Source organism: Nostoc sp. NMS7, from assembly GCF_017115085.1.
GTDB lineage: Bacteria > Cyanobacteriota > Cyanobacteriia > Cyanobacteriales > Nostocaceae > Nostoc.
In genome coordinates this window covers 1-2,665 of sequence record NZ_JABXKJ010000096.1, presented here as the reverse complement: position 1 = coordinate 2,665, position 2,665 = coordinate 1, and the positions used below count along the sequence as shown (strand labels likewise).

Below are 2,665 nucleotides of genomic sequence, written 5' to 3'. Positions count from 1 at the left end.
ATTGATTCAACAATCGCTAATAATTTTTGCTTACCGCAACTTATTGAGCGGATACAATTAAACCTAGTGCAGAAGAGTTTATGAATGCACCCAAAGCTAAACAAGCTAGAAATACTCCAAAACCCAATAATGCATAAATAGGGGCTTCTAATATTTCTACTGAATCAACAGACTAACCTAGAACGAGATTACAAAATGTTCTTACAAGAACATTTTAATATTGTGTTTAACAACCTCTTCACCATTACTAACTTACCAGTTGGTAGAACGAAAATTCATTTGGAACGGAGAAAACTGTACAGCAGCTATTTGCAGTTTTTGGAGTCGCATTTTAATTCCAGCACACTTGAACATTTAATGTGTCGTGATCAACTTTCAATTGACTATCTGGGCAATGTATATGATTGTGACTTTAACCAAATGATGAATTTGCCTGCGAAAAACCGCAATGGTAAAACCTTGACAGTTAGCAAACTGGTAGAAGTTGGCAGTTTAGACGTGATTAGTGAAATACAAACTGCTGCTTATTGTTATGGTTGTACTGCTGGGTGTGGTTCTAGTTGTGGTGGTGCTTTGCTTGAAAGTTAGCTAAAGGATTAAAGTTAGAAGCGGTCAGATTTTGAATTCATCCTTGAGACTAACTTCTTTCCAACAAACCTGCACATTCAAAGCTGGTAAAAGGATTGGGAATTTTTGACTCACCAGATTCATGTCTGAGAGTGCGATCGCTAAAAAAGTCTGTTACCAAAATTGTTACGAGTGCGTTGTTGTTGGGCAGTTACTTTATCATGATATTTAGTTAAGCTCCTTACACCACACTGAAAGCCGTGAAACATTATGTTTCATGGCTTTTACTTCCTTCCAGTTAATAGTTTCTCCTCGTTCTCCCTGGTCTATACTCTCCCGTAGCTGATGGGCAAACTCCCGATCAGATAATATTGCCAGGGTTTCCAACAGAGATTCAAATTGATCAAAACTAAGTGCTGCCATCACAGGCTTACCATGCTTGGTGATGATCACCGGTTCATCTTTCAACTCATCCGGTAAATCTAACAATTGTCGTCGAGCTTCCGTTATGCTTAGGTATTTTGGCATCTAGATAAGTGTACATTTAAATGCACGTTTATTATAGCGTTAGCGCGATGTCTACTATGGGCTATGACGCTCTCTACGAGACGCTAAAAGCGAACGAATACTCGCTAACGCAACGCTTACGGTGACGCAGTTTTCCCTCAAAAATAGCTCTGTGTCCACCCTCTTGCGCTAAAGTTGCAAATAAACGTGCATCTAAAGCCAGGAGGAAAGATTCGTGAAAGCAGTCTTGATGACAGCAGCTGGCAGTCCCGAAGTTCTGCAAGTACAGGAAGTGCCAAACCCTGTTGTTCCTGTAGGTAATACTGAACTTTTAATCCGCTTGGTGGCGGCTGGGATTAACCCCATCGACACTAAACTTCGTAGCCGAGGCACTTTCTACCCCGATCGCACGCCGACAATTTTAGGATGTGATGGTGCCGGTATTGTCGAAGCGGTGGGTGCTAGCGTTCAGCGTTTTCGCGCAGGCGATCAGGTATATTTTTGCTATGGCGGCTTGGGCGCACACCAAGGAAATTATGCTGAATTTACCGTTGTGGATGAGCGGTTTGTGGCACGTAAACCCGCGTCTATCTCCTTTGCCGAAGCAGCAGCAGCACCTTTGGTATTAATCACCGCCTGGGAAGCTTTATATGAACGGGGACGATTGGAACCTGGAGAACGGGTTTTGATTCATGCGGGTGCTGGTGGTGTCGGCCATGTAGCAATTCAATTGGCGAAACTCAAAGGTGCTACTGTATCCACCACAGTCAGTTCTGAGGAAAAAGCTAATTTCGTCAAAGAACTCGGTGCTGATCATCTAATTTTTTATAAACAAACAGACTTTGTGCAAGCGGTATTAGATTGGACTGGCGGCGAAGGTGTAGACTTGGCTTTTGATACCATAGGCGGGGAAATTTTTCACAAAACTTTCCCCGCAGTCCGAGTGTATGGCGATATTGTGACGATTCTCGAACCAGATGCCAATACTATTTGGAAAACTGCTAGACTACGTAATCTCCGCATTGGTTTAGAGTTAATGTTGACACCAGCGTTGCTAGGATTGGAAGAGAGCCTCCAGCATCATGCAAAAATTCTCGAACAATGTACCACTTGGATCGATGAAGGCAAGTTAAAAATCCATGTTAGTCACAAGTTTCCCTTGAAAGAAGCGGCTAAAGCCCACCAATTACTTGAAAGTGGTTCTGTAGCGGGTAAAATTGTTCTGCTGATTAGCGATGAAGTTAGTAGTTAAACCTCATCTAAGTTGAAAACCGTAGTTTTCGCCCTTACCCTAAATCCCTCTCCCAAATCTGGGAGAGGGACTTTGAAATTCTGGCTCCCCGAATCCCAAATCTGGGAGAAGGGGTTGGGGGATGAGGGCAAATCCTTTTGATCACAGAAGAACTACAGGTTTCAAGATAGACGTGGTTTATTATTAGTTATTACAGCAGTTTTCATGTATTTGAACCAGATCTGTCGTAGGGGCACAGCATTGCTCATACGTGTCAACTTAGAGCCAGGGCGAATGGAATTCGCGGCTTTTCCGATTGTGCGTAAGCGAAGCTCACCGCAGGTATCGCTAACCTCTTCT

General features: G+C 43.0%; 2 protein-coding genes and 1 pseudogene. 2 read left to right on the top strand and 1 reads right to left on the bottom strand.

Annotated features, from left to right (window positions below; all coding sequences use genetic code 11):
* Positions 1-165: 165 nt before the first annotated feature.
* A pseudogene (locus tag HWQ38_RS10110) lies at positions 166-588 on the top strand (DUF3641 domain-containing protein); the annotation flags it as partial.
* A 207-nt stretch (positions 589-795) separates the two neighbouring features.
* Here HWQ38_RS10110 and HWQ38_RS10105 read toward each other — a convergent pair.
* On the bottom strand, positions 796-1,095 hold the full coding sequence (locus HWQ38_RS10105) for a type II toxin-antitoxin system Phd/YefM family antitoxin (protein WP_292792827.1): 300 nt from the start codon (positions 1,093-1,095) through the stop codon (positions 796-798).
* 214 nt (positions 1,096-1,309) lie between these two features.
* Here HWQ38_RS10105 and HWQ38_RS10100 point away from each other — a divergent pair, with 214 nt between their 5' ends.
* Positions 1,310-2,326 (top strand): zinc-dependent alcohol dehydrogenase family protein, encoded by a 1,017-nt coding sequence (locus HWQ38_RS10100; RefSeq protein WP_292792825.1) that lies wholly within the window; start codon positions 1,310-1,312, stop codon positions 2,324-2,326.
* Positions 2,327-2,665 lie beyond the last annotated feature (339 nt).